The organism is Mesorhizobium sp. M0701 (genome assembly GCF_040320365.1).
GTDB lineage: Bacteria > Pseudomonadota > Alphaproteobacteria > Rhizobiales > Rhizobiaceae > Mesorhizobium.
Window position 1 is genome coordinate 209,884 of the sequence record NZ_JAMYPO010000002.1, and the last position, 25,716, is coordinate 235,599.

Genomic DNA, 25,716 nt, shown 5'->3' on the forward strand with positions numbered 1-25,716 from the left:
CTACGGCCAGCCGGCGCCCGGCGCAGTAGCGTCGACGCTGAGCACTTGGCCGGTACGGGCATCGCTGATCATATGTTCGAAGCCGCGCCATTCGGCGGCGACGATGAACAGCGTTTTTCCCTCGCTGCCGCCGAGCATGCAGGCAAAGCAGCCGCGGTCGACATCGACGCTTTCGAGCATCGCGCCGCCCTCGCGCACCCGCACGCAATGCCGGTTCGGAACGTCGGCATACCAGGCCGCACCTTCGGCATCGAGGCAGATGCCGTCGGGAAAACCGTTGCCGAGATTGGCCCAGATCCTGCGGTTGGAAAGGCCACCATCGGCAGCGATGTCGAAGGCGGTCAGCCGGTTGGCGTGGGACTCGGCAACGACCAGCGTCTTGTTGTCGGGCGTCACCGCCATGCCATTGGCGAACGCGAGGTTCTCAGCCACCTGCTGAACCGAGCCATCCGGTGCAACTTGCACGATGGTGCCGGGACCGAAATGCTGGCCGAGGGCCGGAGCAGGCCCACCGCCATTGACGTATATGTTGCCGCGCCCATCGACCACCATCTCGTTCCAGGGGCTCTTTGATAGTTGTCTCAGATCGGCATGGGTGACCAATGTCCCGTCTGCCTCCTGCCTGAGGATCAGCCCTTCGCGGCCGGACACGACAAGCAGGCGCCCGTCCGGCAGCCAGTCAATGGAATAGGGCAGGGTGGCCGGCACGGTGAGCACGATCTCGCTGTTGCCTAGGGCGTCAACGGCGATGATCTGGCCCGTGCCCCAGTTGCAGAGCCACAGCCGGCCGTCGTGCCAGCGCGGTGACTCGCCGAAGGCCAAGCCGTTCATCACCACTTGCACTTGCCTAGCTGCTGATTTCTGCATGGGCCGAGAACCTCCGGGTTTGCGCAAATCGTCATGGCCGAAAGGCCGATGAGAGGCGCCGTCTTGCCAAGGACGGGCGAGAGTGCTGCGTTCCGACAATCGCAATGAACATTTCCGGTTGATCACTTCGGCAGTCCGGATGCTGCTAACGGCATCCTGAAACGGCGGTGACCGCCACCCCCGAGCGCTCTCATTGTCGCGTTGCGACCGCGGGGTGTTTCCGCTATTGAGGCCGGACTTGGAACCAAGGTTGCCCTCATCCCATGAGCCTCGTTGACACGATCAAGAATGCGTTCGTTCCGATCCACCGCGAGGGTTATCCCTTTATCGCTGCGTTCGGCACGGCGACGCTCTTTCTTGGCTATTTCTCCTCGACCCTGTTCTGGATCGGTCTCATCCTGACGGCCTGGTGCGCCTATTTCTTCCGCGATCCCGAGCGCGTCACGCCGATCGACGACCGGCTGGTTGTCAGCCCGGCCGACGGCATCGTCTCGGCGGTTGGCCCGGCCGTGCCGCCGCGCGAGCTTGGCCTCGGCGGCGGCGAAATGACCCGCATCTCGGTATTCATGAACGTCTTTTCCTGCCACGTTAACCGCTCGCCGGTGCGTGGCCGCATTTCCAGGATCGAGCATCGACCAGGAAAATTCCTCAACGCCGAGCTCGACAAGGCAAGCACCGAGAACGAGCGCAACGGGCTGGTCATCGAAAGCCCCAATGGAACGGTCGCCGCGGTGCAGATTGCCGGCCTGGTGGCGCGGCGCATCGTCTGCTGGGCCGAGCCCGGCGGCGCCATCGGCACCGGCCAGCGCTTCGGGCTGATCCGCTTTGGCTCGCGCGTCGATGTATTCCTGCCCTCGACCGCGACGCCGCGTGTCGCCGTCGGCCAGACCGCGGTTGGCGGTGAGACGGTGCTGGCGGAATTCGGCGGCGTTGCCGCAACGCCGCTCGTGCGGGTCTCCTGACCGGTGGCGCCGCCGTTCAAGAAATTCGAGGCGCATGGCGGCGGTGGCCCGCGCATTCGCGAAATCCCGATGCGCATGGTGCTGCCCAATCTGGTCACGGTGCTTGCCATCTGCGCCGGCCTGTCCGGTATTCGCTTCGGCTTCGAGGGCCGCTTCGAGCCAGCGGTGGTGATGGTGCTGCTCGCCGCCTTCCTCGATGGTATCGACGGCCGTCTAGCGCGAATGCTGAAGGCGACTTCCAAATTCGGCGCCCAGATGGATTCGCTGGCCGATATCGTCAATTTCGGCGTGGCACCGGCGCTGGTGCTCTATGCCTTTCTGCTCGACAGGGCAGGTTCGCCGGGCTGGATCGCCGCGCTGCTGTTCACCATCGCCTGTGGGATGAGGCTTGCCCGTTTCAACGTGCTCGACGAAGAGCTCGACCGTCCGCAGTGGCAAACCGAATATTTCGTCGGCGTGCCGGCGCCGGCGGGTGCGGTGCTTGTAATGCTGCCGCTCTATCTGTTCTTCCTCAGGCTTGGGCTTGAACCCAGCCGCCTGGCAGCCTTCATTGCCACCGGCTTTACAATATTGGTGGCGTTCCTGCTGGTCAGCAGACTGCCCGTCTATTCCGGCAAGAGCGTCAGGATACCGGGCGACAGGGTGCTGCCGATCATCCTCGCAGTCGTCCTCTACGTCCTGCTTTTGATGACCTATCCCTGGTATACGCTGACGGCCTCGGTTGCCGGCTATCTGGTCTTCTTGCCGTTCAGCGTGCGGGCCTATTCGAGACGCGCCAAGCGCGAAGGCGAGAAGGTGCCGTCCTCGGATATTGGCTGACGGATTTGGTGCCAGTTCGCGTTGCGCCTGGCAGTGCATGATTCCAAAAAGGCTCGCAGAGCACGCGGCGCTGTGGAACGCACCTCAAAAACCCCGTTTTCGGAACTTGCTGGGCGGCTAGACCGTTTGTGTTGGTAGGTCCGCCTGAGCGGCTGCTCGTGATACGTCGTCAACGTAGCGCAAGCTGCCGCATCGGGCGCAGAACCATCGGAAAACGAGGAGAAATGGCTGTCATCCTCATCGGCGCGTTACTGACTGTCGCCGGCCTCGTGTATATGGCGATTGCGGCCATCATGCGCGGGCGGCTTAGTGAGCCGGCCGCTGTCTCCACCGCGCCGGACAGTCCGACGCCCAATCTCGCAACACCAGGTCCGACTCTGGAGCCGCGACGACGCGGGCTCCGTTTTCTCGGCCTGTCGCAGAACTGGCCGGGCCTGCTGATGATGGCCGTCGGCGTCATTCTGCTGTTGTCGGTGGTAGTCCTCTAATGCATTCGCGCAAAAGTGTGCAGCGGTTTTGCGATAACGACATGCATAAAAACAAGAATCTAAAGCGCGTCGCACAAGGCCGGTCGAACGCGACGCGCTTTAGAATTTTCGACAGCAAGCCTCAGGCGGCTGCGCTCAGTCCCAGCCTCTCGAGCGCCAGCTTTCTAGTCGAGACATAGTCGGTCTTGCCGGAGCCCAGTACCGGGATCTCCTCGACCTTGACGATGTCGTTCGGCACCATCAGTTCGGCCGCCCCGGCTTTTTTGCCGAATTCGCGCAATTCGTCGGGATCGGCATTGTCGGCCGTGGTGACCAGAACGAGGCGCTCGCCGCGCCGCTTGTCCGGCACTGCCACCACGGCGTGATGCTCTTCCGGCCACAGCGACTGCACCAGCATCTCGACCGCGCCAAGCGATACCATCTCGCCGGCTATCTTGGCGAAGCGCTTGGCGCGGCCGCGAATGGTGATGAAGCCTTCGCGATCGACCGAAACGATATCGCCGGTATCGTGCCAGCCTTCGAGCGGCTGCAACTCGCCCGGCCGGTCGCCGGTCATGTAGCCCATCATCAGGTTCGGCCCGTCGAGCCACAGCCGGCCGGCGTCGCTGATGCCTTCGACCGGTTCGAGTTTCATGCGCATGGCCGGCAGCAGCCGCCCGACCGTTCCGTCGCGGCCGTGGATGGCGGTGTTGACGGCAACCACTGGTGCGGCCTCGGTCAAGCCAAAACCTTCGATGATCTCGGCCTGGAAGCGCTCGCGGTAAACCCGGCGCGTCTCCGGCTTCACCGCCTCGGCACCGGCCACGACGAAGCGCAGGCTGGAAAAATCGCCGTCCTTGGCGGTGCGGGCATAGTTGGCGAGGAACGTGTCGGTGCCGAACATCACCGTCGGCCGGACCTTGCGCGCCACCTCCGGAATAAGTTTGTAGTGGAGCGGTGACGGGTAGAGGAACAGCTTTACTCCGGTGACCAGCGGCAGGATGGTGCCGCCGGTCAGCCCGAACGAGTGGAACACCGGCAGCACGTTGAGCAGGATATCGGCCGGCGAGATGGTGATGCGGGCTTCCGCCTGCATCGCATTGGCAAGAAGATTCCGGTGCGACAGCACCACGGCCTTGGGCGTGCCTTCCGAGCCGGAGGTGAACAGGATCACCGCCGGCTTGGCCGCATCCTGGCGCTGCAACGGCCGGCGCCACAGCAAGGCGGCTGCGGCCTTGTCCAGCACGGTCACGCTTGCGCGGACATCCTCCAGCCACAGCAGTTTCGCCCCGCCCTTTTCCACCGCCTCGACGATGTCGGCGAGGTTGGCCTTTTCGACAAAGGCGCGTGAGGAGACCACGGTGCGGATCATTGCCGTGCGGACGGCGGCGGTGACGCTGGCCGGGCCGGCGGTATAGTTGATCATTGCTGCCACCCGCGCAGCCGACAGAAGTCCGACGAACGACAGCACGACGCCATTGGCGTTGGGCAGGAGCAGCCCAACCGCTTCGCCCGGCGCTGTTATTGCCTCGAACCGTCGGCCCAAAACCCTGGCGCCGATGAACACTTTCCGGTAGCTCAGGGCACCGCCAATGACGTCCTCGATTATTGGGTGCGAAGCGCCAACACGATCGGCCGCATCGCGCATGGCGAGGAACAGCCCTCGGTCGAGATCACTGCCGAAAAGCCTGGCCTCGGCGAAGCGATCAAACAGCGCATTGGTGTTGGAGGCCTGATCTGGGTTCCGCGCCACCAGCTCGGCGATGGTCATCGGCTCCAGCGCGCTGATCGACAGCTGCGGAAACCAATGGCGCGGCGCCTTGTCCGCCGGCGTCAGCGAGGCCGGCAGGCTGCGTGCGCCGGCAACGAAGACCGGCACGATACGGGCGTCGGCCTGCATGGCGATACGGGTGATGGCGCGAAACAACCGAAACGACTTGACGTCTGGCTCGACCGCATCCGGCAGGTAAACGGCGAGCCGGCCCTTGCCCTTCAGCACCCGCACCAATCTGCGGCTGACGAAGACATGCTCGGCGTTGAAGGCGATGGTGCGGCCGAGCTCGCGCCACGGCTCCAGCCACGGCGATCTGGCCGAAGCCTGGTCGAGGATGTGCAGCGTATCCTCCGGCAGCAGCGACAGCATCAGCGCCGGCTCGATGCGTGACTGATGCCAGATGACATAGATGACCGGGGCCACCGACCTGCGCGCAATCTTGATGCGGTCGTCGCTGATCCGGTAGGCGAGCTTGAACGGCACGTAGAGCAGCGCCTGGCTCAAACGCAGGCCGAGGCGGAACTTCTCCACCACGCCGATCAGCAGCCAGGCCGCGACAAGACCCGCAAGCAGCGCCAGTGTCAGGATCATCGCCGCATCTCCCAACGATCTCACGTCGCGGCTCTTCACCGGCCGCTTCGGGTGAGAACCTAGCCGAAGTTGGATCAACGTCAATGCGGCTCCATTTTTCCCTCTCTCCTATGTTTGATTCGCCTATGTTGATTCGGCTCGGCTGCTTATCGCAGCTACGCCGCTTTCATCCTTCCGCTGATGAAGCGGAATTCCTGCGTCTTGCCGCCAAAGCCATAGGCGGCCGCAGGCACTTCATGCACGAGGGCGTAGCTTTCCTCATGCACCTTACCCAGCAGCCGGCCGAATGCCGCGAAAATTGCCTGCAGATACGCCTCCAGTTCGAGCTTGGTGTTGGTACCGTCGACAACCTTGATGTCGAGCCAGGCCGTGTTGGTGCCATGCTCGGCCAGCGACTTGCCGCCGGCGAACCAGTGCTCGGGGTCGTGATAGGAAATGGCAACAGCTGTGATCGTCGCGTCCTTGCGCAGATGCGTGGCTGTCAGTTCGGTCACTTCCCTGGCAATGGCGGCGGACAAAGCGGCATCGGGCTTGCCGGTAACGCTGACATTGATGATCGGCATGTTTCTTCTCCTCGGTTTCAAGCGGCGCCTCTTCGCCGTCGAGAAAATCATGCCATCGTCCTTTGATCAAAAAAATCGAATTGTTTTTGATAAACACTTTGATAGTATCGAATTGTGCAGATGTTCGATCCCGACCTCCTCAAGACTTTCCTCGCTTTCGTCGATGGCGGTTCCCTGGCGCGGGCCGCGTCGATCGTCGGTCGCTCGCCGTCCGCAGTGACCGCGCAGATGCAGCGGCTGGAGGATGTTGTCGGCGAACCGCTGCTGGTGCCGCAGGGGCGAGGGCGCGGCCTGACGCCGGCAGGCGAGGATCTGATCGTTCACGCGCGTCGCATCCTTGCCGCGCACCGCGAGGCGTGGCTGGCCCTCAAAGGCGCGCACGCCGACGGGCGCGTCGCCATCGGCACCACGCAGGATTTCGCCGACAGCGGCTTGCCGCAGCTTCTCAGGGCTTTTGCTGTCAGCCATCCGCGCGTCAGGATCGAACTGCGCGTCGGCCGTTCCGCCGAACTGGCGCAGGCTTTGCAGGCCGGCACCCTTGATCTGGCCATTGCCATGCGGCAGGTGCCGACACGGGACGAGGTCGGTGTGCTCAAGGAACCAATGATCTGGCTTTGCTCACAGAACGGGCTGGCCACCCGCCACGACGAACTGCCCTTGGCGCTGCTCGATCCCCATTGCGGGTTTCGCGAAGCGGCGACCAGTGCACTCGATGCGGCCGGCCGTCGCTACCGCATTGTTGCCGGCAGTGCCAGCCTTGCCGGCCTGCGCACGGCGGTGCACGCCGGCATCGCCTTGACGTTGAGGACGGCGCGCTTCGCTCATTCCGGCATCGTCGAGGCGCCGCGCGATCTTGATCTGCCACCGGTGCCGGTCGCCGAATTCGCCGTCCGCTTGCGTGAGGATGCCGACCGGCCGGCGCAGGATCTGGCCGCGTTGTTCAGCGGCAACCTGGCCTTGGTCAATTGAGCCAGCAAAGAAAAAGCCGACCTTGCGGTCGGCTTCTGAGTAGGACGGGCCGAGGGGTTTGGGGGGACTTGGGGTGGCCCGTCGCAGCCATAATGCCTGAGCCCTATGATGGTTCCATGACTTTTCAAATTAATTTTCAGGACCGGATTTCTCGTGATCGGACCACCAACTCGCGCTCGGACGCGGCGAGGATTGGTCATGCATCCGCTGCGCGCTGCCTGGCCATCAGCCAGTCGCGGCCGGCGTGAGCGAACACCGCGCAAAGCACGATGGCGCCACCGACCATGCTGGCTGCCGGCGGGATCTCCGCCAGGAACAGGAAGGCAAACAGGATCGCGAATGGCACTTCAGCTGAACCCAGCAATCCGGACTCGGCCGCCGGAATAAGCCGGGTGCCCTCCGTCCACAGGATCGAAGCCAGCGCGAACGAGGCGCCGAAGGTGGCTAGAAGCACAGCGTCCCTGGCCGAGACAGCCAGCGGATCGGCGACGAACCAGCCGAGCACGAACAGAAGGAATGCCGACACCGCACCCGCCCACACCACCGGCGTGTCGCGGAAGGCGCGCACCATGATCATGTAGAGCGCGCTGCCGATCGTCATCAGCAGCGCCAGCCCGTCGCCGAACAAATGGCCGGTGCCGAAGCCGGACCAGACCATGATTGCCACACCGCATAGTGACACAGCAGCGGCGGCAAGCGTCTGCAGCCGGAACGGCTCGCGGACCAACAGGAGGGCCAGCAGCGCGGTGACGAACGGGGCCGTGGCATAGATGATCGCGACATTGGCGACAAAGGTGAACTTGAACGCCGAGATAAAGGCGATGCTCGCGAGCGCGCCCTCGATCGCCAGCAGCCAGCCTCGCCAGCCGAGCCGCAAGCTGTCGCGACCGCCGGAGCGCTGGCGGCGCCATAGGACATAGAGGCTGATCAGGATCGAGCCGACGAAGCCGCGCCAGCAGGTAATGGTCAGCGGGTCGGCATGGATCGATTTGGTCAGCACGCCGGTGAGGCCGAAGACGGCCGCCGATGCCGAGACCAGGATGATGCCGAGGGTACGCTCGCGGGCGCTTTCCACTGTGCATGGCATGTCCAGCGATCCCGTCATCTCACCAGCCTACGCTGCCCCTTCCTGACACCATAGTGTCAGCTTGAGGCGTCCTGCATCGAAAACAGCAGGTAGGCAGCCCCGGTGAACAGGATTCCGGCAAGAACCCGTTCGCGGGTTTCCACGATGGCGATGTCGGCCATATGTCCGGCGGCCTTACGAATGTGTTGCGAGAGACGGTGTGAAGGCGTTGGATGCTCCCCGTATCGTCAGGCTATACGGGCGAAACCCTGCCAAGCGCTACGCCAGTGGAGACTTGCGTTTGGGCAGACGGCATCGCCGTTAGGCGGCGAAGCCAGGCAACTATGGGAGAGAAACGAAATGGACGCGATCGCATTGAAAGCCATGCAGGCGCCGCTGAAGGTGGCCTATCGCGACGACGCCTCGCGCGCGCTGATTACTCTCCGCGCCAAAGGCTCGATCGACGACCAATCGATCGCCTGCAAGGTCGAGACAGGCAGGGCGATCGCCATTGCCGGGCTGCATCCGGCGACCGGCGGCACCGGGCTCGAACTCTGCTCCGGCGACATGCTGCTGGAGGCACTGGTGGCTTGCGCCGGCGTCACGCTGAAGGCGGTGGCCACGGCGCTGGAATTCAAGCTTGGGGCCGCCACGGTGGAGGCCGAAGGCGACCTAGACTTTCGCGGCACGCTTGGCGTGGCAAAGGATGCGCCGGTTGGCTTCCACGCCATCCGGCTGACATTTGGCCTCGACACCGACGAGCCGCAGGAGCGCATCGATGCGCTGCTCAAGCTGACCGAGCGCTACTGCGTCGTGTTCCAGACCATCAGCCAGAAGCCGGAGCTGACGGTAAGCGCGCGACGCTGACGATCTCCCCCCTTGAGGGGGGAGATCACGCTGTCCCTACTGCGCCGACGGCTCCTCGGCGTCGCCCTCGTCGGCGAAGGGCGAGGCGCTCGGCACGCACTGCACCGACCAGCCGGCCGGCGTCGGTTGCTTCTGGTATTCGGTTATGGCGAAGGCGCACTGTTCGCGGGTGTCGAATGTGCTGGGCAGCACGACCATGCCGCCTTGCGGGCCGGCGATCACCAGATACCAGACTAACGCTACGCTCGGTGCCGCCATGAGTATTTCCTCGCTCTGCTTGTTTTGGGAGTCGCACGATCCTAGCAACTCCGGCCCAGCGGCGAAAGCTGGGCCAAAGCGCGGCGTTAAGCCACGGCATCACAGCCACGTGACGTCGGGTCGTTTTGGTTCAGTTCACCGCAAAACAATAGAACAGGCCGTCGCCGCCGGTGCCCTTCAGCGCTTCCTGGCTGCAGCCACCGCGTGACGCATGCGAGGAATTCCACGATTTGGCGGCTGCCGAATCATCGAGGCCGGTACGATCGTGATGACCCATCATCGCCACACCTTCTGCTCCGCTCAGCGTCCAGTCGCCGCAGGTCTGGTCGGCTATTTTCGTGCCGTCCGGCTTGGAGCCGGTCAACACGTCGTGCCGGTTGGGCGTGTCGCCGCGGCCGTTGACCATTTGGCCCTTTTCGTCGAGTGCCGTCTGTTTGGTGATGGCGTTGGCATCGCTATGCAGGGAAGCGACATCATCGGCGATCTTGACGCCCTTGGCGTTGAACCACGGGCCTTTGCCGATACGGTCGCGTGCATCGGTATCGCTGGTCGAGAGATAGGCGCGCCATGTCTTGCCGGTAACGCCCGCGGCTTCGGCCAGTGAACTACAATGGACGTCGGCGCCGGCGAGACCGCCGAGATCGGCGCCTTTGCCGGAGCCGACGCTGGTGACGAAAAAGCTCATCGTTGCCTCCTGCGACGACGCGGCGCCGATCACTGCAAGCAGCGCGGCGGCAGTCAAGAGAAGCAGTCTCCGCATATGGTCCTCCGTTTCTCGAATTGTGGCACCCGAACAACGTTGGTGCCGGTGCAATTCTTCCGGCAAAATGCGATGTGTGGCTACTCCGGCTGCCGGTAGGCGACAAAGCGATTGTGCTTGGCCTGGAAGATCAGCCCGGTCTCCTTGAGCGTAGGGCTGGCCAGCGGCACGATACGCTTGGCGATCTCCGAAGGGTGCGGCAGTGTTTCAGGATCCTCGCCGGGTACGGCCTGCGCCCGCATCGCGGTGCGCGTTGCCCCGGGATCGGCGGCATTGACCCTGAGCGGCAGGTTTTCGGTCTCATGCGCCCATGAACGCGTCATGGCCTCGACCGCCGCCTTCGACGCCGCATAAGGCGCCCAGAAGGCGCGTGCGGAGTGGGCAAGGCTGGAGCTCAGCACGATAGCACGGCCGGCATCGGAAAGCCTGAGCAGCGGGTCGACCGAGCGGATCAGCCGCCATGTTGCGGTGACGTTGATGGTCATCACCTTCTCGAAGGTCTTGGCCTCGACATGGCCGATCGGGGCGATGACGCCGAGCACAGCGGCGTTGGCGACCAGTATGTCGAGCTTGCCCCAGCGCTCGTGGATGGCGCCGCCCAGCCGGTCGATCCCCGCCATGTCGGCAAGATCGAGCGGTACCAGCGTCGCCTGTCCGCCACCTGCCTTGATCTGGTCGTCGAGTTCTTCCAACCCGCCGACGGTGCGAGCAACCGCAATCACATGCGCACCGGCCGCGGCAAGCTCCCTGGCGATGGAATAGCCGATGCCGCGCGAGGCGCCGGTGACGACCGCAACACGGCCGGAGAGGTCAAGGGCAGAAATCATGAGGTCACTCTGAAGATCAAAGGTTACGGAGACCAGCTACTATCATAACCGGTCGGAAACCAGATTCCCCGACGCAGGTAATGGCCGATATTCGGCCTGACATGGTTCTGGTCCAGGGTGTCCAGATCGGGGATGATCTTGATCCTGTAGGCGGTTGGAAATTTTCCGCTGGCAAACAACCGTGTTTTGGCGAGATCTACCGCATCCGTTTCGTCTTCTGCGGTGATGCCGACGCCCATCGGAAAACCGTGGCGGCGTCCTGCTTCAAAATCCAGCCAGAACAGCTTCAGCATTGAAGCAGCGTCTGCTAAGACCCGCCCGCCGCCAGTAGCGACAGCGTGCGCACATTGTCGGAGCCTTCGAAGTCGGCAAGCCGGGTCGGATACTGGCCGGTGAAGCAGGCGTCGCAGAATTGCGGCTGCTCGTTGTCGCGGCCGGCCTCGCCGACGGCGCGGTAGAGCCCGTCGATCGACAGGAAGCCGAGCGAATCGACGCGGATGAACTCGGCCATCTCCTCCACCGACATGCGCGACGCCAGCAGCTTCGACTTTTCCGGTGTGTCGACGCCGTAAAAGCAGGAGGCGCGCGTCGGCGGCGAAGCGATGCGCATATGCACTTCCTTGGCGCCGGCATCGCGCACCATCTGGACGATCTTCTGGCTGGTGGTGCCGCGCACGATCGAATCGTCCACCAGCACCACGCGCTTACCTTCGATCATGCGGCGGTTGGCGTTGTGCTTGAGCTTGACACCCATGTGGCGGATCGAATCGCCGGGCTGGATGAAGGTGCGGCCAACATAGTGATTGCGGATGATGCCGAGCTCGAACGGAATGCCCGCGGCCTGCGAAAAGCCGATCGCCGCCGGCGTGCCCGAATCCGGCACCGGCACGACGATGTCGGCCTCGACCGGACTTTCCTGCGCCAGCTCGGCGCCGATGCGCTTGCGCACTTCATAGACGTTGCGGCCTTCGACCGACGAATCCGGCCGCGCGAAATAGACATATTCGAAGATGCAGAAGCGGGTCTTCTGCGGCTCGAACGGGAACAGGCTTTCGATGCCCTTGCTGGTGACGACGACCATTTCGCCGGGCTTCAGGTCGCGCACGAAACGCGCACCGATAATATCGAGCGCGCAGGTCTCGGAGGCGAGAATCCAGGCGCCGTCGAGATCGCCGAGCACCAGCGGGCGGATGCCGAGCGGGTCGCGGCACCCGATCATCTTCTTGGACGTCATCGCCACCAGCGAGAAGGCGCCTTCGACTTGGCGCACCGCATCGATGAAGCGCGAATTCAGGTCGCGCTCCTTGCTGGTGGCAACCAGGTGCAGGAGCGTTTCGGTATCGGAGGTGGAAGAGAAGATGGCGCCTTGCTTCTGCAGGGCGCGCTGAACGGTCATGGCGTTGGTGAGATTGCCGTTATGGGCGACGGCAAAGCCGCCATCGGCAAGTTCGGCGAAGAAAGGCTGGATATTGCGCAGACCGGCGCCGCCGGTGGTAGCATAGCGTGTGTGGCCGATGGCACGGTTGCCTTGCAGGCTGTCGATGACACGCTGCTTAGTAAAGGTGTCGCCGATCAGGCCGACATGGCGTTCGACATGGAATTGGGTGCCGTCATAGGAAACGATGCCGGCCGCTTCCTGGCCTCGATGCTGCAACGCATGCAGACCGAGCGTTACGATGGCTGCGGCGTCCTGCCGGCCGAAAATGCCGAACACGCCGCACTCGTCGTGGAAATGGTCGTCGGCTTCGGCGGAAAGCACGTCGTCTGCGTCTGCCACTGAGGCTGCCATTGGGGCTCAAGCTCCGCTAAAGTCGCCATATAAGGTCATAGCGCATCGAAAGCAACGCACGTCGTGCGGCGTTCACATGATCGACAGTCTTGAGCCTCGCAAGTCTGTCGAAATCAGTTTGCCGGCGCCGGGTTTGCAGGTGCCGGCGTCGCGGGCGCATTGTCGGCCGGCGGCGCATCGCTGTCGTCGGGTGCCGGAGCAGTGGCGTCGTCGCCGGCGGCAGGGGCTTCCGCTGCAGGCGCGTCGGGGGCCAGAGGCGTCTCGGTGGCCGGCTGATTCGGATTGAGCTTGTTGAGGATGGCGTTTTCCGGATCCTCGGGCAGCAGGCTTTCGAGCTTGGCGCCGATCGATTCGAGCAACGGCTTTGACTTGGCATTGGCAATCCAGCCTGGAGCCTTGGCGCCGGCCAGCCAATTGAAGAAAAGCAGCGCGACAGCGACGACCAGGATGCCGCGCGCCGCGCCATAGAGGAAGCCAAGTGTACGATCGAGCGCGCCGATCCTGGAATCGATGATCCAGTCGGCGAGCTTCATGGTGATGACCGAAACGACGATCAGCGCGACAATGAAGACGATACCGGCGGCCGCCGCCATGGCGGCCTTTTCGTTGTCGACATAGGGCTGAATGTAAGGCAGCACCGGCTTGTAGAAGAAGAAGGCGGCGGCCGCGGCGGCTGCCCAGGAGATGATCGACAGGATCTCGCGCGAAAAGCCGCGAACCATAGCGAGCATCGCCGAGACCAGGGTGAAGCCGACGAGAATTCCGTCAAGCAGCGTAATCGGCATGTTTTTCGCCCCACTCCGCTCTCTTTTTCACGGCCCGACGAGCCGCATCACTCTTGCTCGTCGGCGCGGCTGCGCCGAGAGCCGGCTATGCGCGCCACGAGATCGGCAAGCTCGGTGGGCTGGAAAGCGCCGGCTCCGATCCCCCCGACCCCATTGCCGCCAACAAGTTCCTCGCTGCCCAAGGGCAGAACCGCGCGTCCGAAACCCAGCTTTTCGGCTTCCTTGAGGCGCTGCTGCGCATGCGCAACCGGCCTCACCGCACCCGAAAGGCTGATTTCGCCGAAATAGACGCAATCGGCGGGAAGGGCAAGACCGGTGAGCGAGGAAACCAGTGCCGCCGCCACTGCCAGGTCGGCCGCCGGCTCCGAAATGCGGTAGCCGCCGGCAACGTTGAGATAGACGTCGTGCGTGCCGAAGCGGACGCCGCAATGGGCTTCCAGAACCGCCAGGATCATCGACAGCCGGGCACCGTCCCAGCCGACGACGGCGCGGCGCGGTGTGCCCAGCGTCGATGGCGCCACCAGCGCCTGGATCTCGACCAGCACCGGCCGTGTGCCTTCCATGCCGGCGAAAACCGCGGCACCCGGCGACTTCGCATGGCGCTCACCGAGGAAAAGCTCGGACGGGTTGGCGACTTCCCGCAAGCCCTTGTCCGACATTTCGAAGACGCCGATCTCATCGGTTGGCCCGAAGCGATTCTTGACCGTGCGCAGGATGCGGTAGTGGTGGCCGCCTTCGCCCTCGAAATAGAGCACCGCGTCGACCATGTGCTCGACGACGCGCGGTCCGGCGATCTGGCCCTCCTTGGTGACGTGGCCGACCAGAACGATCGCCGCCCCTGTGGATTTTGCGTAGCGGATCATCGCCTGGGCGGCGGCACGCACCTGGGTCACCGTGCCGGGCGCCGAATCGGCCATATCGGTCCACAGCGTCTGGATCGAATCGAGAATGACCAGATCCGGCCGCTTGCCATCGGCGATGGTGGCGAGGATGTCCTCGACATTGGTTTCGGCGGCGAGCTCGACCGGGGTGTCGGCGACGCCGAGCCGCTGGGCGCGCAGCCTGATCTGCGCGACCGCCTCTTCGCCCGAGACATAGACGATGCGGTGGCCCTTTGCCGCCAGCGCGGCCGCGGCCTGGGTGAGCAGCGTCGACTTGCCGATGCCGGGATCGCCGCCGACCAGCAGCGCCGAGCCGCGCACGAAGCCGCCGCCGGTGGCGCGGTCGAGTTCGCCGATGCCGGAGACGATGCGCGGCGCGTCCTCGATGTCGCCGGAGAGGCTGGTCAGCACCACCGCGCGGCCCTTGCGTGCATTGCGCGTATTGGCCGGGCCGGAACCTATGCCGCCTGACGTGCCTTCCTCGACCAGCGTGTTCCACTCGCCGCAGGCATCGCATTTGCCGGCCCAGCGCTGATGCACCGAACCGCAATTCTGGCAGATGAACTGGATACGGGATTTGGCCATCAGTTTATTGGTTCCAAGAGGTATTTGGAACGATCCCAGTAAATCGGCAGAGCATTTTCGACTGTATCGAAATGAGTGCGGCGCTGGCCGTTGCTCTGAGCCCAATTGTCGTATGCCGACCAACATGCATAGATGAACAAATTTACCGCCAAATCATTGTCTCGCCTGACTGCTTCATGCAGCGTTTCGAACAATCGCCTGAGCGCTAACGAGAGGCGGCGGTCCTGAAGCCGATGCATGAGAAGGAATGCACACCCGATCGCAGCGACAGACGTACTCTGCCGAGAGTCCCCTGACCAAAGTGCCAAAAGGCCCAGAAGATTATCGATGTCGCGAGTCGTTCCCAGCTTCCAAATCCGATAGAGGCCGGTCACTGCCGCGCTTCGCGAATAGTCTTCGACATGCTTGGCAAGGAATTTCCTCACCAATTCAACGTTCTCGGGCGTCGGTTCGCTTGAGTAGCAGAACACCAGCAAACCGGCGTGCGATTCCGTGCGAGAAATTGACCCGGCAGATCTCAGATATTCAGTGAGTTGCGCGCGTTCATCCTCGGAGATGTCATACTCTTCGAATTTTATCCTTTGGTAGATATCGCTAAAGTCCAATCGGCTGCTCCGCGACAATGCCTACTCGAACCGGTCCGGCAAATGATGCTCCTCGGCGAGGTCCGAGAAGCGGGTGAATTCGCCCTGGAAGGCGAGGCTGACCGATCCCGTTGGGCCGTGGCGCTGTTTGGCGACGATGACCTCGGCCTTGCCGCGCATCTCGTTCATCTCGTGTTCCCATTTGATGTATTCGTCGGTGCCCGGCTTCGGCTCGCGGTTCTTCAGATAATATTCCTCGCGGTAGACGAACAGCACCACGTCGGCGTCCTGCTCGATGGAGCCCGATTCGCGCAGATCCGAAAGCTGCGGGCGCTTGTCGTCGCGGCTCTCGACCTGGCGCGACAGCTGCGACAGCGCGATGATCGGCACCGCCAGCTCCTTGGCTAGTGCCTTGAGGCCGGTGGTGATCTCGGTGATTTCCTGGACGCGGTTTTGCGAGGATTTCGCGCTCGATCCCTGCATCAGCTGGATATAGTCGATAACGATGACGTCGAGGCCGCGCTGGCGCTTCAGGCGACGCGCGCGGGCCGACAGCTGAGCGATGGAAATGCCGCCGGTCTGGTCGATGAACAGCGGGATTTTCTGCATTGTCTGCGAGCAGGCGACCAGCTTTTCGAAATCCATCTCGCTGATCTCGCCGCGCCGGATTTTCGACGACGGGATTTCCGTCTGTTCGGAAATAATGCGGGTGGCCAGCTGTTCGGATGACATTTCGAGCGAAAAGAAGCCGACGACGCCGCCATTGGCCGCCTTGAACGAGCCGTCCGCCTGCTGCGCCGGGACATAGGCCTCGGCGATGTTGAAGGCGATATTGGTGGCGAGCGAGGTCTTGCCCATGCCGGGGCGGCCGGCAATGATGATCAGGTCGGACGACTGCAGGCCGCCCATGCGGCGGTCGAGATCGCGCAAGCCGGTAGCAACGCCCGACAAATGCCCGTCGCGCATATAAGCCGCATTGGCCATGTCGACGGCGGTCTTGACGGCATCGGTGAAGCTCTCGAAGCCGCCATCGTAGCGGCCGGTTTCGGCCAATTCGAACAGGCGCCGCTCGGCATCCTCGATCTGGTCGGAAGGCGACATGTCGACCGGCGCGTCATAGGCGATGTTCACCATGTCCTCGCCGACAGTGATTAGCGCGCGCCGCGTCGCCAGATCGTAGATGGCGCGGCCATAGTCGGTGGCGTTGACGACGGTGACGGCCTCGACCGCCAACCGCACGACATATTGCGCCACCGTCATGTCGCCGACCTTCTCGTCGGCCGGCAGGAAGGTCTTCAGCGTGATCGGCGTCGCGATCTTGCCCATGCGGATCAGCTCGGCCGCGACCTCGAAGATCTTTCTATGCAGCGGCTCGTAGAAATGGCCGGGCTTCAGGAAGTCGGAGACGCGGTAGAAGGCATCGTTGTTGACCAGTATGGCGCCGAGCAGCGCCTGCTCGGCCTCGATGTTGTTCGGCGCCTCGCGATAGAGCGGTGTTTCCGCCACGCCGAATTTTCGTGCTGCCTCTGCCATGATGTCCCCGGTCCTGATCCCCGGTCTCTCGATATCAGAACGAGACAAGTCGGTGATGACTTATCTGCATCAGTCCCCAACCAACCAACTTTGATGCCCGCGATTCACAGCCAGGTTCTTTCGGTGGAAAGAATCTCGATTGACTCGAATCAAGATGGCGAGCCTAGCCGTTCTCAGGCGAGAACAAAACAGGAAAATAGCTGCCGGTCATTCCGGCAAGGCATCACCCCAGTCCAGTCGCCGCGCGGTCTTGAACGTCTCGCCGTCGCGCTTGGTGAACAGTCGCTCGGCAGCATTCCCATTCTGTTGGCAAAGCTTCAGCAAGACCTTGCCGGAGCCCGACTTCGGCGGTGCGATCACTCGCGCTCGAGGCGGAGCGGCCGGATGGCGGGAAGCCGCGACAAAGATGAATTTCTCGTCCTCCCACGGCACCTCGGCATCCTTGGCCAGCCGGTGCAGGCGCGAGCGGGCGACGCGACGGGCGAAATGGCACCAGTCGGGAGCGACGAGCGGGCAGGGCGCCTCATGCGGACATGGCGCGAGCACATGCGCGCGCGCCTCGATCAGCTGTCGGCGCACGGCAAGGATGCGCTGCCAGCCGGCCGGCGTGCCTGGCTCTACGACCAGCAGCGTGTCGGCGGTCAGCTGCCAGAGCCGGTCGACGAGTTTTGCCAGCGATGCCGGCGCGATCTCGTCCAGCACATAGGCTGAGGTCACCAGCTCGGCCGGCTCCAGCTCGGCCAGGTCGATAGTGACATCGCCGGTCCGCCAGGCGGTCCTGGCAGTGACCGCCTCGGCGGCAAGCGCCTCGCCGACGCGTCGCACCGCGGCACCGGCCTCGAGCAGCACCGCCTGTTCGAGATCGGGCCAGAGATCGATTGTGGCCCAAAGCACCGTACCAGGGCCGGCGCCGACATCGAGCAGGGTTTTTGGGAAAAAATCCGGCCGTGCCTCGCTGACCGCATCGAGGCTGGCGCGGATGGCGGCATAGGTCGCCGGCAGCCGCGTTGCCAGATAGGCCTTCACCGCCAGGTCTTCGGCCATGTGCAGGCGACCGTCGCGCAACTCTGCGCGGGAGCGGTCCGACAGCGTCTTTGCCGCTTGCTTAAGCATCGGCAACGGCACCTGTTCGAGAAGGCGGTCGACGCCTTGTCTAAGCGGGACGGGCAATTCCATCGCTTACGCCGCCCGAGGTGCGAGCACGATGACCGAGGCGCCAACGATGCAGATCGCGGCACCGGCAAGGTCCCAGCGGTCTGGGCGCACGCTTTCCGCCAGCCACAGCCAGACCAGCGAGGCGGCAATGTAGATGCCGCCATAGGCGGCATAGGCACGACCGGCCGCACTGGCGTCGACCAGCGCCAGCAGCCACGCAAATAGCACCAGCGAGACGAGACCGGGCGCCAACCACAGCGGCGACTTGTCCAGCCGCCACCACGCCCAGAACGAAAAGCAGCCGGCGATCTCGGCAAGTGCGGCGGCGACGTAGAGGAGGTAGGTCATGAAAAAAGGTCCTGCCTTGACGGGACCCTTTTCAGCGTGCCGGCCGGCAATGGCAAGCGGCAATGGCGTGATGCCGGCAGTCTACTCCGGATCCGCCACCTTGCGGCGGCGAGTGGGCTTGGCCACCGGAGCCTTTTCGCGACGTCCAAGATCGCGCATCTCCAGCGCCTTCTCGCAACTGGCCATGTAGTCGCGCGTCATCGGCAGCGTGTCGTTCTTCTTGGCAATCTGGATCTGGAAGATCACCAGATCCTGCCAGCGGAAGGCAGCTTCCGAGGCGGCAAGATAGAACTCCCACATGCGGCAGAAGCGCTCGTCATAAATCGCCTTGGCCTTGTCGCGGTTGGCCGCGAAGCGCTCGCCCCAATGCTTCAGTGTCTCGGCATAATGCAGCCGCAGAACCTCGATATCGGTGACGACGAGCCCCGATTTTTCGATGGCCGGCATCACTTCGGATAGCGACGGGATGTAGCCGCCCGGGAAGATGTACTTGCGGATGAAGGCGCTGGTTGCCCACGGCACGCCGGAGCGGCCGATCGTGTGCAGCAGCATGACGCCGTCCGGCTTCAGCAGCGTCGCCGACTTGTCGAAGAAGGTGCGGAAATGATTGACCCCGACATGCTCGAACATGCCGACGGAGACGATGCGGTCGAAACGCTCATTGAGCTCGCGATAGTCCTTGATGTCGAAATGCACCCGGTTTTGCAGGCCTTGCGCATGGGCGCGGTCGGTGGCGACGCCGTGCTGCTCGGTCGACAGCGTCACGCCTTGCACGTCGACGTCGAACGCCTTGGCTAGATAGAGCCCAAGCCCACCCCAGCCGGAGCCGATATCAAGAACCGTCTGGCCGGCCTTCAGCCTGAGCTTGGCGGCGATATGGCGCTTCTTGGCCGCTTGTGCCTCGTCGAGCGTCATGTCCGGCTGCTCGAAATAGGCGCAGGAATATTGCATGTCCTCATCGAGGAAGAGGCGGTAGAGGTCGCCCGACAGATCGTAATGGCGCTGCACGTTGCGGCGCGCCCGCGACGCCGTGTTGATCTGCTGCAGGCGCCGGAAGGCGTGGCGCAGACCTTCGATCGCCTTCGACCAGGTGGCATCGATACCGCCGCTGCCCATGTTCTGGAAGGCAATCCGCATCACCCCCAGCACGCCGCCCTCGAGAATGTCGAGTTCACCGTCCATGTAGGCTTCCGGCACCGCCAGCATCGGATCGAAGGTTATTGCGCGCTCGGCATGCCTTGTCTTGATGTGCATGTGCACCGGCTCGCCGCTGCCGTCACCGAAAGTCACCATCGAGCCTTGCGGCCCTGTCACCTTGAGATTGCCTATGCGGACCAGGCGGTCGAGAACGCGCTTCAGCAGAATATTCATGACCAATTGTCCCCTCTCGGCCAGACATGCTGTCCTATTCTGCATCAAGATATAGGGGTTCGAAAAGTTCCATTTGGCATAAAAATGCCCGGGTACGAGGCCCGGGCATTGGTCCAGAATAGCGATTAGCCGGCGAATGCCGACGAATGACGATCAGCCGTTGTCTTCGCCGCCTTCGAACTCCGCATTCGGATCGAAGAAGTTTTCCGGCCGCGCATTATCGTTGATGTCCTCGCCGTAGATGGCTTCGGCGGTGGTCAGTGTTTCGCCCTTGGCCTGGCGCTCGGCTTCGTCGGCCGTGCGGGCAATGTTGAGCGTGATGGTAACCTCGACTTCCGGGTGCAGCGCGATCGCCACATTGGTGACGCCGATGGTCTTGATTGGCTGGTTGAGCAGGATCTGGTTGCGGTTGACCGAAAAACCTTCCGCCGTCACCAGCTCGGCGATGTCGCGCGTCGAGACCGAACCATAAAGCTGGCCGGTCTCGCCGGCCGAGCGCACCGCGATGAAGCTCTTGCCGTCGAGCTTTTCTGCAATCTGCGCGGCTTCGGACTTGCGCTCCAGGTTGCGGGCTTCGAGCTGGGCCCGCTGTCCCTCGAACTTCTTCTTGTTAGCTTCGTTGGCGCGCAGCGCCTTGCCTTGCGGCAGCAGGAAATTGCGGGCGAACCCGTCCTTGACCTTGACGGTATCGCCCATCTGGCCGAGGCGGGAAACGCGTTCGAGAAGAATGACTTCCATGGTTTTGTTCCTTCGCTTGGGCGCTATCCTCAGGATCGGCGCCGAGTTGTCTGGAACAGGTCAGGAAGCTGGGGCGTCGCCGCCTGTGTCGCTGTCCTGCCTGTCGCGGCAGTTAGGATCTCTTGTCGAAATCCAACCCGGGATTTGGTGTTCGATCCGCCTACGCCCGTCGTGGCCGATGAAAAAGCGGGCGGCGAACCGCCCGCGTAGATTTTAGCGGACCACGTAGGGCAGCAGGCCGAGGAAGCGGGCGCGCTTGATCGCCTTGGCGAGTTCGCGCTGCTTCTTCTGGCTGACGGCGGTGATACGCGATGGCACGATCTTGCCGCGCTCGGAGATGTAGCGCTGCAGAAGCCGCACGTCCTTGTAGTCGATCTTCGGCGCGTTGGCGCCGGAGAACGGGCAAGTCTTGCGGCGACGGTGGAAGGGGCGCCGGGTTGGGATCTGGTTGATGTCGACCATTATTCTGCGGCTCCTTCAAAGCCTTCGCGCGGACGGCGCGGGCCACGATCGGCACCGCCATCGCCGAAGCTGCGCGACGGACGATCACCACGGTCACCGCGATCGCGGTCGCCGAATGAGCGCGGGCCACGATCGCCACGGTCGCGGTCGCCGAAGCCGCCGCGTTCCGAGCGCTCTTCGCGCTTCTGCATCATTGCCGACGGACCTTCCTCATGCGAATCGACCTTGATGGTCAGGAAACGCAGCACGTCCTCGGACAGGCCCATCTGGCGCTCCATTTCATTGAGCGCGGCCGGCGGGCAGGTGATGTCCATGAGTGTATAATATGCCTTCCGGTTCTTGTTGACCCGGTAGGTGAGGGACTTCAGTCCCCAGTTCTCGACCCGGCCGACGGACCCGCCATTCGCGGTGATGACGCCCTTGTACTGTTCGACAAGCGCATCGACCTGCTGCTGCGAGAGGTCCTGCCGGGCAAGAAACACATGTTCGTATAGAGCCATAGTGTTCGTGCCTTTCTTCGTTTCTCTCCCGGTTCCCGGCGGCAAAAGCCTCTGCAACTTCTCTGACCCGCAATCCTTGCGAAGGCGGGGAAGAAAGGAGCATGACGAGACGGTCGAGAGCGGAGACACGGGAGGCGGAAGCGCTTCTGGCTTCACGCGAAGGTTTCGAAAAACCTCCGGCCCTCCGTTCAGCCCCCAGCAAGGACCGGCAGATTGCGGGCGTCTATACAGGAATTTGACCGCAAAGCAAGGCCAAACGACTGGGCAAACGGCCCTACCGTCCCAGAGCGCCACGGGCCTCGATGGCAAGGCTTACGGATTTCCTGAAACCGGACCTTAACCACCATGCGAAGTTCCAGCACCGGCGGGCGTGGCGGCAACCCGTCGTTCATCATGCCGATGCAAAAGCAAACAGTCTGCGCGAGGTCGGCAGCAAGGCGGTTTTGGGGACAAAAATGCTTTTCGACAAATTCTGCCGTTCGAAGAGCGGCAACTTTGCCCTGATGCTGGCGTTCGGGCTGCCTGCGGTTCTGACCGCCGTCGCCTTTGCCGTGGACGTGTCCACCTTGATGAGGGCCAAGGTCAGCTTGCAGAACGCGCTCGATGCCGCGAACCTTGCATCTTCGCATCTCGGCGACATCGAGGCTTCGCGCAAGGACGTCTTCGACCGCTACTTCCAGACCAATGTCGCCGGCCACAGCGAGTTGAGGAACGCCGAAGCGACGCTTACCGTGGAAAGGGGCCTCAATTACATCCAGACAAAGGCTGTCGCCATGGCGGACGTCAATTTGAACTTCGCCTTCCTGTTCGGCGACGACAAGCGCATCACCGTCGATGCCGGCGCCGTCGAATCGACCAATCAGCTCGAAGTCGTGCTGGTGCTCGACAATACCGGGTCGATGGCCAGCAACGATCGCATCGGTGCATTGCGGACGGCGGCGACGGCCCTGATCGATATGCTCGAAGCGGCGAAGTCGCCGACGCGCAGCGTACGTGTCGCGGTGGTGCCGTTCGTCACCGCCGTCAACGTCAAGGGCGAGGACTACGATCCGGCCTGGATCGACATGGCCGGCAAATCGCCGAACAATGGCGCCAATTTCCCCTTGGTCGGCGGCAAGCGCGTCAACCATATGGACCTGTTCAAGCAATTGGGCGTCGAATGGAGAGGCTGCGTCGAAGCGCGGCCCGGAACCAACAATGTTTCCGACATTTCGCCCGACCAAAACAAACCGGACACCCTGTTCGTACCCTATTTCGCGCCGGACGATCCAGGTAACGCTAAAAATCCAACCAGCTCCTACGGCAATTCAGCGACCGGCTACAACAATTCCTATCTCGACGATACCGTTGTCACCGTGCTTCCCGGCCTCACCAGCGACATGGCGAAGTACAGTGTTTCGACGATGAAGCTGATCAACGACAAGAGAGGCCCACTGACTATCGGCCCAAACCGGGCCTGTCCGACGCCGATAGTGCCGCTGACCGACGATTTCGACAAATTGCGGAAGGCCGTCGGTGAGATGATCGAATGGAACGGCTCGGGGACCAATGTTTCGGAAGGCTTGTCATGGGGGATGCGGGTGCTCTCGCCGGAAGCGCCTTACAGCGACGGCGCGCCGTTCAGGTCGTCAGGCACGACCAAAACGGTGCTGCTGCTCACCGACGGCGAGAATGTTGTCTATGGCGCGAAGGATACGCCACAGAAGTCGGACTATGGCTCCTACGGATTCCTGGCCTCGGGTCGGTTTGGATCCAGCGACCAGACCGCGGCTGCGCGCAATGTCGACGATTGGACAACCAATGTATGCAACACATTGAAGAAGCAGGACGTGCAGATATTCACAGTGCTGCTGCAGGCCGACACCGCAGCCAACCGCAAGCTCTACGAGGCCTGCGCATCGTCGCCGTCGGATTATTACCCGACCAACGACGTCAGTCAGCTCGAAAGCGTCTTCCTGAAAATCGGAAGCTCGATTTCGCAGCTGCACTTGACGAACTGAACGACGTCGGCCGCTCTCCCGCCGCCGCTGCTCAACTCGTGTGTGCAGCCACTTTGCCTGTGGTTTCGGGGAAGAAATCGGGCGCGGCATGGCGCTTGCCGAACATCATGTCGTATTGCAGCAGACGGAAGTCGCGGATTGCCGGATCGATCTCTTTCTGACGCGACCAATCGGGGGTGGCGTCGCCCCCCGGTGCCAAAAGCAAATTGCGGTCGATAACGCGGTAGCGCTCTCGCAACTGTCCGAGGAAGCCGGTGTAATAGGGATGGCTGATGCCGGCTGTCTTCAGGATATGGTAGGGCAGGAAGGACGGGCTGACGGCGCCTAGATCCTCGGCCGGGCCGCTGCGATTCGACCAGACGATCAGCGGCGTCTGGTGGTGCAGCAGCATCTGGTCGGCCGCCTCCTTGCGCGGCGCAACATTGTCCTTCAGGAAGCCGGTCTCGACGTAGACCGGCCCAAGCGGCGGCAGATGGTCGCCGAAGAACGCGATGACGGTCGGCCGCTCGCGTTTCTTCGCCCATTCGATCAGCCGCTCGAGGCCGCGGTCCGCGTCGGAAGAGCCTTCGGCATAGCTCAACAGCGATTCACGCGCCCATTGGCTGATCGGCGCCTGCACCTTGTGGGTCGGATTGTTATAGCGATACGGCTCATACGGCCCGTGGTTCTGCAGGCTGACGGCGAAAAAGAAGACCGGCTCGGCGCTGGTATCGGCTTCGTGGATGATCTCGTCGGTCATCGCAGCGTCCGACGCGAGCGGTCCGCGCTTCTGCATGGGCGGCAACGTCTCCTCGGACTTGAAGTCGTTGAAGCCGAAATCGGCATAGACGGCCCCCCGGTTCCAGAACCAGTTAGTGCCGGGATGGATAGCGCGCGCCCGGTAGCCTTGACTTTTCAGGAAGGTCGCCAGCGAGGGAGTCGGTGTCCGCACATATTGCTGGTAGGGAATGCTGCCCGCCGGCAGGAAGGCGTTGGAAAAGCCGGTCAGGGCCTCGAACTCGATGTTGGCCGTCATGCCGCCGAACTCGGGCGAGAACATGTAACCCGTGCGCAGTGCCCGCACATTGGGGATAGGGTCGGGCGTGATGGTGACGCCGGGCAGCTTGGTCGGATCCCAGAAGGATTCGCTCATGACGACGATGATGTCGGGCTTCTCGGCGGGTACCGAAGCCGTCACCTGCGGTTTGCCGATCGCTTCGATCGCCTTGCCGGAATAGCCGGGCGGCGCCGAGACATGCGCCATCGGGACGTTCAGCGCGAAGGCGAGCGCAAAACCGTTCGAGGCATAGTTTTCCTTCTGGTCCCACATGATCGGGATGATCTGCAGCCGGTCGCGCGTCCACGAGAAAGTGGCATAGTCCATGATGGAAACGAAGAAGGCGATCAGCGGTACTGTCAGCGTCAGCCGGGCAAGGCGGCCCTTGTGGCTGAGCGCCGGAACGCGGCGGCGCCACAGCCGCCAACCGTAGACGAGCAGCGACAGTCCGCCGACGATGCCGATCGCCAGGGCAATGGCGGTTCCCGGGCGATCGCGTACCAGAAGCGGCATCAGTGCCACGATCTGCCGGGAATAGAGGAAATCGGTCGGATAGAGCGGATCGCCGAGATACAGCGACTTCTGGTGGCCGACGAACGCCAGCGACAATGTCAGCGGCGCGACGATCATCAGGCTCTGATGACTGCGGCCGAGCACGGCGTCGAGGCCGATGAGGATCAGCGCAAAAATGATGATCGTGGTCCAGCCGGGTTTGAAAGGCTGCAGAAAGAAATCAATGGTGCCGGCAAAGTTGCCGCGCACGATCAGTTCGATGGCAAACACAAGGATGGCCGCAGCCAGCAAGCTGATAAGGCCATAGCGGATGACAGGCCATTTGCGCGCCGGCAGATAGCCGGTCGAGGGATCGCCTTCAAGAAACTGGGGCGCCGCCTCGGCTGCGCTCTGCTTGGTCTTTGCCACTTCAATAGTTCCCCGGCCCGCAACAAAAGCGTCACTCGATTGTCATCGAACTGTCACGCAAAGCCTAGCGCCTGTGGCGGAAATAAGAAGAGCCAGCAAACAAATCGTGAGCGGTTTTCATCATGAGTGATCGCCAAAAAGCCTGCCGAAACAGGCACTCGGCCGATATTACGCGATCAAGGTTGGACTTGACTTGGCCGCACGCCTTGCGTCACAGGCAACGTGAACCAGCAGCTGG

General features: G+C 62.9%; 26 protein-coding genes. 6 read left to right on the forward strand and 20 right to left on the reverse strand.

The genetic code is table 11. The features are described 5' to 3' along the window. The gene (locus tag NKI24_RS03195) at window positions 1–867 is read right to left on the reverse strand and encodes an SMP-30/gluconolactonase/LRE family protein (protein WP_352540792.1); all 867 of its coding nucleotides are present in this window, start codon (window positions 865–867) and stop codon (window positions 1–3) included. Between the two features lie 263 nt (window positions 868–1,130). On the opposite strand from NKI24_RS03195, the gene NKI24_RS03200 reads away from it, so the two are divergent. The 3 genes from NKI24_RS03200 to NKI24_RS03210 all read left to right on the forward strand — a co-directional run bounded on the left by NKI24_RS03200 (window position 1,131) and on the right by NKI24_RS03210 (window position 3,136). Further along, window positions 1,131–1,829, forward strand: a complete 699-nt coding sequence (locus NKI24_RS03200) for a phosphatidylserine decarboxylase (RefSeq protein WP_352471078.1) — start codon at window positions 1,131–1,133, stop codon at window positions 1,827–1,829. Between the two features lie 3 nt (window positions 1,830–1,832). After that, window positions 1,833–2,648, forward strand: coding sequence for a CDP-alcohol phosphatidyltransferase family protein (locus NKI24_RS03205; RefSeq protein WP_023677728.1), 816 nt, complete (start codon window positions 1,833–1,835; stop codon window positions 2,646–2,648). Between the two features lie 224 nt (window positions 2,649–2,872). After that, window positions 2,873–3,136 carry a hypothetical protein gene (locus NKI24_RS03210; protein WP_352471079.1) on the forward strand — a complete coding sequence of 88 codons (264 nt, stop codon included), beginning with the start codon at window positions 2,873–2,875 and terminating at the stop codon, window positions 3,134–3,136. Window positions 3,137–3,257: 121 nt separating this feature from the next. Here the strand turns inward: NKI24_RS03210 and NKI24_RS03215 are convergent, their stop codons facing one another. After that, window positions 3,258–5,480, reverse strand: coding sequence for an AMP-binding protein (locus tag NKI24_RS03215; protein ID WP_352743315.1), 2,223 nt, complete (start codon window positions 5,478–5,480; stop codon window positions 3,258–3,260). Window positions 5,481–5,635: 155 nt separating this feature from the next. Then, the gene (locus NKI24_RS03220; RefSeq protein WP_352540794.1) at window positions 5,636–6,043 is read right to left on the reverse strand and encodes a tautomerase family protein; all 408 of its coding nucleotides are present in this window, start codon (window positions 6,041–6,043) and stop codon (window positions 5,636–5,638) included. A 114-nt stretch (window positions 6,044–6,157) separates the two neighbouring features. Between NKI24_RS03220 and NKI24_RS03225 the strand changes: the two genes are divergently transcribed. Further along, the gene (locus NKI24_RS03225) at window positions 6,158–7,012 is read left to right on the forward strand and encodes a LysR substrate-binding domain-containing protein (protein ID WP_352743317.1); all 855 of its coding nucleotides are present in this window, start codon (window positions 6,158–6,160) and stop codon (window positions 7,010–7,012) included. Between the two features lie 196 nt (window positions 7,013–7,208). Here the strand turns inward: NKI24_RS03225 and NKI24_RS03230 are convergent, their stop codons facing one another. Beyond that, window positions 7,209–8,117 (reverse strand): DMT family transporter, encoded by a 909-nt coding sequence (locus NKI24_RS03230; protein WP_502899634.1) that lies wholly within the window; start codon window positions 8,115–8,117, stop codon window positions 7,209–7,211. Window positions 8,118–8,438: 321 nt separating this feature from the next. Here NKI24_RS03230 and NKI24_RS03235 point away from each other — a divergent pair, with 321 nt between their 5' ends. Continuing rightward, window positions 8,439–8,945 carry an OsmC family protein gene (locus NKI24_RS03235; protein ID WP_352743319.1) on the forward strand — a complete coding sequence of 169 codons (507 nt, stop codon included), beginning with the start codon at window positions 8,439–8,441 and terminating at the stop codon, window positions 8,943–8,945. Window positions 8,946–8,981: 36 nt separating this feature from the next. On the opposite strand, the gene NKI24_RS03240 is transcribed toward NKI24_RS03235, so the two are convergent. The 15 genes from NKI24_RS03240 to rpsF all read right to left on the reverse strand — a co-directional run bounded on the left by NKI24_RS03240 (window position 8,982) and on the right by rpsF (window position 21,521). Beyond that, window positions 8,982–9,203, reverse strand: coding sequence for a hypothetical protein (locus NKI24_RS03240; RefSeq protein ID WP_254820234.1), 222 nt, complete (start codon window positions 9,201–9,203; stop codon window positions 8,982–8,984). 130 nt (window positions 9,204–9,333) lie between these two features. Continuing rightward, window positions 9,334–9,963, reverse strand: coding sequence for a hypothetical protein (locus tag NKI24_RS03245; protein ID WP_352743321.1), 630 nt, complete (start codon window positions 9,961–9,963; stop codon window positions 9,334–9,336). An 80-nt stretch (window positions 9,964–10,043) separates the two neighbouring features. Beyond that, complete coding sequence (locus NKI24_RS03250) at window positions 10,044–10,790, reverse strand: SDR family NAD(P)-dependent oxidoreductase (RefSeq protein ID WP_352453214.1); 747 nt, start codon at window positions 10,788–10,790, stop codon at window positions 10,044–10,046. 23 nt (window positions 10,791–10,813) lie between these two features. Beyond that, window positions 10,814–11,083 (reverse strand): hypothetical protein, encoded by a 270-nt coding sequence (locus NKI24_RS03255; RefSeq protein WP_352647443.1) that lies wholly within the window; start codon window positions 11,081–11,083, stop codon window positions 10,814–10,816. A 14-nt stretch (window positions 11,084–11,097) separates the two neighbouring features. Continuing rightward, window positions 11,098–12,567, reverse strand: a complete 1,470-nt coding sequence (gene purF, locus NKI24_RS03260) for an amidophosphoribosyltransferase (RefSeq protein WP_023677717.1) — start codon at window positions 12,565–12,567, stop codon at window positions 11,098–11,100. Between the two features lie 125 nt (window positions 12,568–12,692). Continuing rightward, a complete protein-coding gene (locus NKI24_RS03265; RefSeq protein ID WP_023677716.1) occupies window positions 12,693–13,364 on the reverse strand; it encodes a CvpA family protein in 672 nt (223 codons plus the stop codon). A gap of 47 nt (window positions 13,365–13,411) precedes the next feature. Then, complete coding sequence (gene radA / locus NKI24_RS03270) at window positions 13,412–14,830, reverse strand: DNA repair protein RadA (protein WP_352453216.1); 1,419 nt, start codon at window positions 14,828–14,830, stop codon at window positions 13,412–13,414. Beyond that, complete coding sequence (locus tag NKI24_RS03275; protein WP_352453217.1) at window positions 14,830–15,435, reverse strand: hypothetical protein; 606 nt, start codon at window positions 15,433–15,435, stop codon at window positions 14,830–14,832. Before NKI24_RS03275 ends, radA begins: the two co-directional genes overlap by 1 nt. Before the next feature lie 21 nt (window positions 15,436–15,456). Beyond that, the gene (locus tag NKI24_RS03280) at window positions 15,457–16,947 is read right to left on the reverse strand and encodes a replicative DNA helicase (RefSeq protein ID WP_023677714.1); all 1,491 of its coding nucleotides are present in this window, start codon (window positions 16,945–16,947) and stop codon (window positions 15,457–15,459) included. Window positions 16,948–17,154: 207 nt separating this feature from the next. Further along, complete coding sequence (locus NKI24_RS03285) at window positions 17,155–18,123, reverse strand: small ribosomal subunit Rsm22 family protein (RefSeq protein ID WP_352743324.1); 969 nt, start codon at window positions 18,121–18,123, stop codon at window positions 17,155–17,157. A gap of 3 nt (window positions 18,124–18,126) precedes the next feature. After that, a complete protein-coding gene (locus tag NKI24_RS03290; protein WP_352698635.1) occupies window positions 18,127–18,450 on the reverse strand; it encodes a YnfA family protein in 324 nt (107 codons plus the stop codon). Window positions 18,451–18,531: 81 nt separating this feature from the next. Beyond that, complete coding sequence (locus NKI24_RS03295; protein ID WP_352569676.1) at window positions 18,532–19,821, reverse strand: cyclopropane fatty acid synthase; 1,290 nt, start codon at window positions 19,819–19,821, stop codon at window positions 18,532–18,534. A gap of 153 nt (window positions 19,822–19,974) precedes the next feature. After that, a complete protein-coding gene (rplI, locus tag NKI24_RS03300) occupies window positions 19,975–20,559 on the reverse strand; it encodes a 50S ribosomal protein L9 (RefSeq protein WP_254820243.1) in 585 nt (194 codons plus the stop codon). A 213-nt stretch (window positions 20,560–20,772) separates the two neighbouring features. Next, complete coding sequence (gene rpsR, locus NKI24_RS03305; protein WP_006203718.1) at window positions 20,773–21,021, reverse strand: 30S ribosomal protein S18; 249 nt, start codon at window positions 21,019–21,021, stop codon at window positions 20,773–20,775. After that, window positions 21,021–21,521 carry a 30S ribosomal protein S6 gene (gene rpsF, locus NKI24_RS03310; RefSeq protein WP_352743326.1) on the reverse strand — a complete coding sequence of 167 codons (501 nt, stop codon included), beginning with the start codon at window positions 21,519–21,521 and terminating at the stop codon, window positions 21,021–21,023. The genes rpsR and rpsF overlap by 1 nt, the downstream gene beginning before the upstream one ends. Before the next feature lie 455 nt (window positions 21,522–21,976). On the opposite strand from rpsF, the gene NKI24_RS03315 reads away from it, so the two are divergent. Next, window positions 21,977–23,521 carry a pilus assembly protein TadG-related protein gene (locus NKI24_RS03315; RefSeq protein WP_352453221.1) on the forward strand — a complete coding sequence of 515 codons (1,545 nt, stop codon included), beginning with the start codon at window positions 21,977–21,979 and terminating at the stop codon, window positions 23,519–23,521. Between the two features lie 31 nt (window positions 23,522–23,552). On the opposite strand, the gene NKI24_RS03320 is transcribed toward NKI24_RS03315, so the two are convergent. After that, entirely contained in the window at window positions 23,553–25,478 is a 1,926-nt protein-coding gene (locus NKI24_RS03320; protein WP_023677707.1) for an LTA synthase family protein, read from the reverse strand. Window positions 25,479–25,716 lie beyond the last annotated feature (238 nt).